Source organism: Protofrankia sp. CiP1_Cm_nod3, from assembly GCF_982290655.1.
In genome coordinates this window covers 1-4,866 of sequence record NZ_CEVIVD010000218.1, presented here as the reverse complement: position 1 = coordinate 4,866, position 4,866 = coordinate 1, and the positions used below count along the sequence as shown (strand labels likewise).

At 65.0% G+C, this 4,866-nt stretch carries 4 protein-coding genes and 1 pseudogene; 4 read left to right on the top strand and 1 reads right to left on the bottom strand.

The window, feature by feature from the left end:
* The 4 genes from AC5LUJ_RS23015 to AC5LUJ_RS23000 form a co-directional block, all read left to right on the top strand.
* Positions 1–205: hypothetical protein (locus AC5LUJ_RS23015; RefSeq protein ID WP_493465750.1), on the top strand; the 205-nt coding region annotated here is incomplete at its 5' end.
* A 281-nt stretch (positions 206–486) separates the two neighbouring features.
* Complete coding sequence (locus tag AC5LUJ_RS23010) at positions 487–1,521, top strand: undecaprenyl-diphosphate phosphatase (protein WP_250285354.1); 1,035 nt, start codon at positions 487–489, stop codon at positions 1,519–1,521.
* Positions 1,522–1,687: 166 nt separating this feature from the next.
* Entirely contained in the window at positions 1,688–2,287 is a 600-nt protein-coding gene (locus AC5LUJ_RS23005) for a DedA family protein (RefSeq protein WP_250285355.1), read from the top strand.
* A gap of 283 nt (positions 2,288–2,570) precedes the next feature.
* Positions 2,571–3,893: a COG4705 family protein gene (locus tag AC5LUJ_RS23000; protein ID WP_493465749.1), complete on the top strand. Its 1,323-nt coding sequence runs from the start codon at positions 2,571–2,573 to the stop codon at positions 3,891–3,893.
* A 110-nt stretch (positions 3,894–4,003) separates the two neighbouring features.
* On the opposite strand, the pseudogene AC5LUJ_RS22995 reads toward AC5LUJ_RS23000, so the two are convergent.
* Positions 4,004–4,866, bottom strand: a pseudogene (locus AC5LUJ_RS22995) (hypothetical protein); the annotation flags it as partial.

Sequence of the window (4,866 nt, the reverse complement as noted above, 5' to 3'; positions counted from 1 at the left end):
TCGTGGTCTGCGCTACCTGCCACGGCCAGATCCACAAGGGGCGGCCCGCTACACCGCTCACGCAGTAGTCACCGGAGAGCCGGATGATCGGGAAACCATCACGTCCGGTTCGGCGGGAGGCCGCGCGGAAAAGGACCAGCCCTCGGGCTGGCACCTCGCTGCGCGGCCGACCCATCCGGCTGGTTCGATGGTTATCGCCGGCTGACTATCCGTTACGAACGCGACGGCCGCAACTTCCTCGGGTTTCTCTCCCTCGCGGCCGCACTGATCTGCTGGAAGAAACTCCCCACGTGAGACACGCTCTTAACGCCGGGGGCCACTCAGAGCGTAGACGGCCCCGATCGCCCGCTCGGCGTACACCGTTTTCACATGATCCTTTCGGCATCGTGAACCGACCCGCCGCTCGGCGGGCAGACAGTCGCGGCCGGACTGCCACGTCGGGAATCAGGCGGGCTTGACGCCTCGCCGGAAGAAGGGACGGCGCCGATGGGGCATTTCGGATTCGTCGAGGCGGGCGCGATCGGTCTCCTACAAGGGATCACGGAACTGTTTCCGGTATCCAGTCTCGGGCACAGCGTGCTCGTCCCCGCGTGGATCGGTGGAAGCTGGGCGCGGGACCTGGACGTCTCTGCGCCGGAGTCGCCCTACCTGGCCTTCATCGTCGCCGTACACGTCGCTACCGCGATCGCTCTGATCACGTTCTACTGGCGCGACTGGGTCCGGATCACCAGTGGTCTGACGATATCGGTACGGGACCGCCGGGTCCAGACATCCGACCAGCGACTCGGCTGGCTGCTGATTATCGCGACGATTCCGGTCGGAATCAGCGGTCTCCTGCTGGAGCACACTTTCCGCACCACGCTCGGCAAACCGTTGTCGGCAGCGTTGTTCCTGACCGTCAACGGTGGAGTGCTGCTCGCTGGGGAGCGGCTGCGGCGGAGGAACACGGCGCCCGGCGGACCCGGGTCCGCGCCCGCTCCGGTGATGGCAGCGCCGATCACGGGCAGGTTCACCGCTGGGAAACCGACTCCGACGCCCGCCACGGGCGCTTCTGAAGGCGCCACCCCGGGATCGGCCGACCCGGCGCCGCTGTCCGTCGGCGCCGCCGCAGACCTGGCTGCCGATCAGAGACTGGCCACGCTCTCTGTGAAGGACGCTCTTGTTGTCGGCTTCGCCCAGGCCGCCGCACTCGCACCGGGGATCAGCCGATCGGGCGTGAGCATGGTAGCCGGTTTGATCCGCGGCCTGTCCCACGAGGACGCGGCTCGGTTCGCGTTCCTGCTGGCCACCCCCGTGATCTTGGCTGCGGGCCTACTCAAGCTGCCGGATCTGTTCGGCCCGCTCGGCAACGGGGTACGGGGGCAGACCCTGTTCGGGGCGGCGGTCGCGGGTGTCGCAGCCTATCTGTCGGTGCGGTTCCTCAGCCGCTGGTTCGAAACCCGGACGCTCACCCCGTTCGCGTTCTACTGTCTCGCCGTCGGATTCGTGTCCGTGCTGAGGTTCGGTCCCTTCTCATTCTGATTTCGCAGGCCCCGAGGCGCTCTGCCCGTGAGACGGTCAACTGCGGGCAGGATCCGGCCGGAAACGATGGAAAGGAAGTCCTGCGCTGTCTGGTCCACTCGCACTCAATATTCTTGACCCCGCCTCACTGGCCTCGACGTTCGGCCTTGCCGGTCTGACCGTCATCGTGTTCGCCGAGACCGGCCTGCTCCTCGGGTTCTTCCTTCCGGGTGACTCCCTGCTGTTCCTCGCCGGCGCCTACAGCACGACCCGCACTACCGCCGGCCAGCCGCATTTCCACATCGGCTCCGTGCTGGCCGGGGTGGCCGTCGCGGCGCTGGTGGGCGCACAGACGGGCTATCTGCTGGGCCGCCGGGCCGGCCCGGTCCTGTTCAACCGACCCGACTCCCGGCTGTTCAAACAGGAGAACGTGGAACGGACCCAGGAGTTCCTGGACCGGTACGGCTACGGAAAGGCGATCATCCTGGCGCGGTTCGTGCCGGTCATACGCACCTTCATGAACCCGGTGGCCGGTGTGGTGGGCGTGCCGGCCCGGGCCTTCACCCTGTTCAACGTCGCCGGCGGGTTGATCTGGTCGCTCGGCGTCACCCTGCTCGGCTACACCCTTGGACGGTCCATCTCGATCGACCGGTACATCATCCCGATCACGCTGCTGATCGTGGTGGTGTCCGCCGTTCCGGTAGTCCGGGAATACCGTCGCCAGACCAGACCCGGGCGGCGGCCCGACGCCCGCGCGGGAAGCGACCACGACCGCCTGCCCCGGTGACAGCGGTTGCCTGTAGTCGAGCAGGTACCGCGGCATCCACCACGCAGGCGTCCGTGCAGCTCACCTGTCACTCCCGAGTCCAACCACGCGGCGGATGCCTCAGGACTCCGCAGCTGCTCATTAACAGAGTTTCCCGCCCGCTTACCCTGTCCGACCCATGGCTGGCCTGGCGTGCCCTAATGTCCGACAAGTCGCGGCTTGGCTCACCCTCGTCCCAGATTCTTCCGCCGCGGCGACCGAACCGAGAACGAGAAAGAGCCCGATGACTTCACCGAGCATCCCCATGACTTCACCACGCACCCTCGCACCAAATCGCCAACTCCTTAACAAAGTTCCAGAAGTCACCATCTACTTCTGGATCATCAAAGTGCTCTGCACGACGGTTGGTGAATCGGCCGCTGACTTCCTCAACGTCAACCTGAACCTCGGTCTGACCGGTACGTCCGTCGTCACAGGCGTCCTGCTCGTCGCCGCTCTGATCTTCCAATTCAGGGCGAATCGGTACATACCGAGCAGGTACTGGCTGGCGGTGGCGCTCGTGAGCGTCTTCGGCACATTGGTAACCGACAATCTCACGGACAGTATCGGTCTGCCACTCGAAGCGAGCACCCTGATTTTCGGTGTTCTTCTCGCTCTCGCCTTCCTCGTGTGGTACCTGATCGAGAAGACGCTCTCCATTCATTCCATCTTCACCAGACGGCGAGAGGCGTTCTACTGGCTGACGATTCTCGTCACCTTCGCGCTCGGCACGGCGACCGGCGATCTCATGGCCGAGGTGCTTGGGCTCGGCTACCTGGCGACGGGAATCATCGTGGTATCGCTGATCGCCATCATTGCGGTCGCATGGCGATTCGGACTCAACTCGGTTCTCTCCTTCTGGATCATCTACATCATGACCCGCCCGCTTGGAGCATCGATCGGTGACTACCTCTCTCAGTCATCGGGCCAGGGCGGGCTGGGCCTGGGTGCGACGGTGACGAGCCTGATCTTCGTGGCCGGCATTCTCGGCATCGTTACCTATTTCTCGGTGACGAAAGCCGATGTCATCCCGAGTGCCTCTGCCATTGACACTGACGAGGCAATGGAACGAGGAGGCTTGTGGCAGACAGTCGTCGTCGTGGCGCTCGTCCTCATCGCCGCAGGGACGGGATACTTCTTGCGCAAGTCCTCGCTTCAAGAAGACACGTCAAACTCGGCTGCCGCCGTGCAGTCGATCCCCGGCGCAAGCCAGACAGTGATCCCCGGCGCAAGCCAGACAGTGATCCCCGGCGCAAGCCAGGCAGTGATCCCCGGCAGAAGTCAGCCAGCACAGCTCTCGCCCCTCGGAGACCTCTCGAAGTTCCGAAAAATCACACAGGACACGCTGGATCTCCTGAACGCCGGCAACCAGTCTGGCGCTACGGCCCGCATCGGTGATCTCGAAATCGCGTGGGACAACGCCGAAGCGCGTCTGAAACCGAAGGACAAGGCTGCGTGGACCAAGATCGACGGAAAGATTGATACGGTGCTGCGCGCCCTCCGGGCAACGAGTCCGAACTCGAACAGCGAGAGGGTCGCGCTAACGGCATTGCTCACCACACTCGGCCCGAGTGACAGTCATTCCTGAGAAAGAAACCCCGAAGCTACAGGTAGATACTACGAGGCTTATGTAGAACCTGTTGGGTGCCAGAACTCGGCTATCGGCGTTGACCTGGGGTTTTAGGCCGTTCGTTCGTATTAGTTGATCAGGCCACCGAGGACGGGCCGACGCTTGATGTGTCCCGTCGTGACGTCAGTGATCGGGTGGTCGGGCCGCGGCGGTTGGAGGTGGAGCGCGCGGGGAGCTCGGGGTGGGATCGTGACCGCGGTGATGCCGGCGTCGGCGAGGACCGCGTCGAAGGATGCGGTGACCTGCCCGGCGCGGTCACGGACCAGGGCCTGGACGTCGGCCGCCCGGTCGCCGAGGTCCATCAGCAGATTCCGGATCTGTTGGGTGGTCCAGGGCCCGTCCGGGTTGGCGGGGCCCCAAGGAGGTGCACGGAGCAGGAGCCGACCTCCATGACGAACAAGCGGTACGGACGCTGGAGCGTCACGGCGCAGTCCGCGTGGAAGAAGTCGACCGCCACCCTCACCGGCACCTCCCGGATCAGGCTGCCCCCAGCTTCACCGCCCTACCATGACAGGACAGCGACGAAGGTCTCCCAGCCCTGTTCGATCAATTGGCGCCTCACGGCGCACCCGCCGGTGACCCCAGGTCGGGTTCTTCTTCGCGAGGCGCAGAACCAGATCACGGATCTTGCGGCGGACCGGTGGCCGACCGGGCGACTTCCGTGGATAGGTCCATTTCCGGGTGAGGAGGTCACTCCGGCCACCGCAACACGGTGGCCGGAGTGACGAAGAAAACGTCCCAGCGGGTCCGGGGTAACAGCCGGGACAACGCCGTCAGGATCTACCCGATCTGCCGGTTCCAGGGTCGGACGGTGGACCTGGCGCCGCAGCACCGCCACCTGGTGTCGTAGGACGAGGAGCTCCACCTCTTTCGCCGTGTCGCCGCGTACGCGGAGCAGCACCCCGAGAGCGTTGCGCGTCAGGCCGTAGAG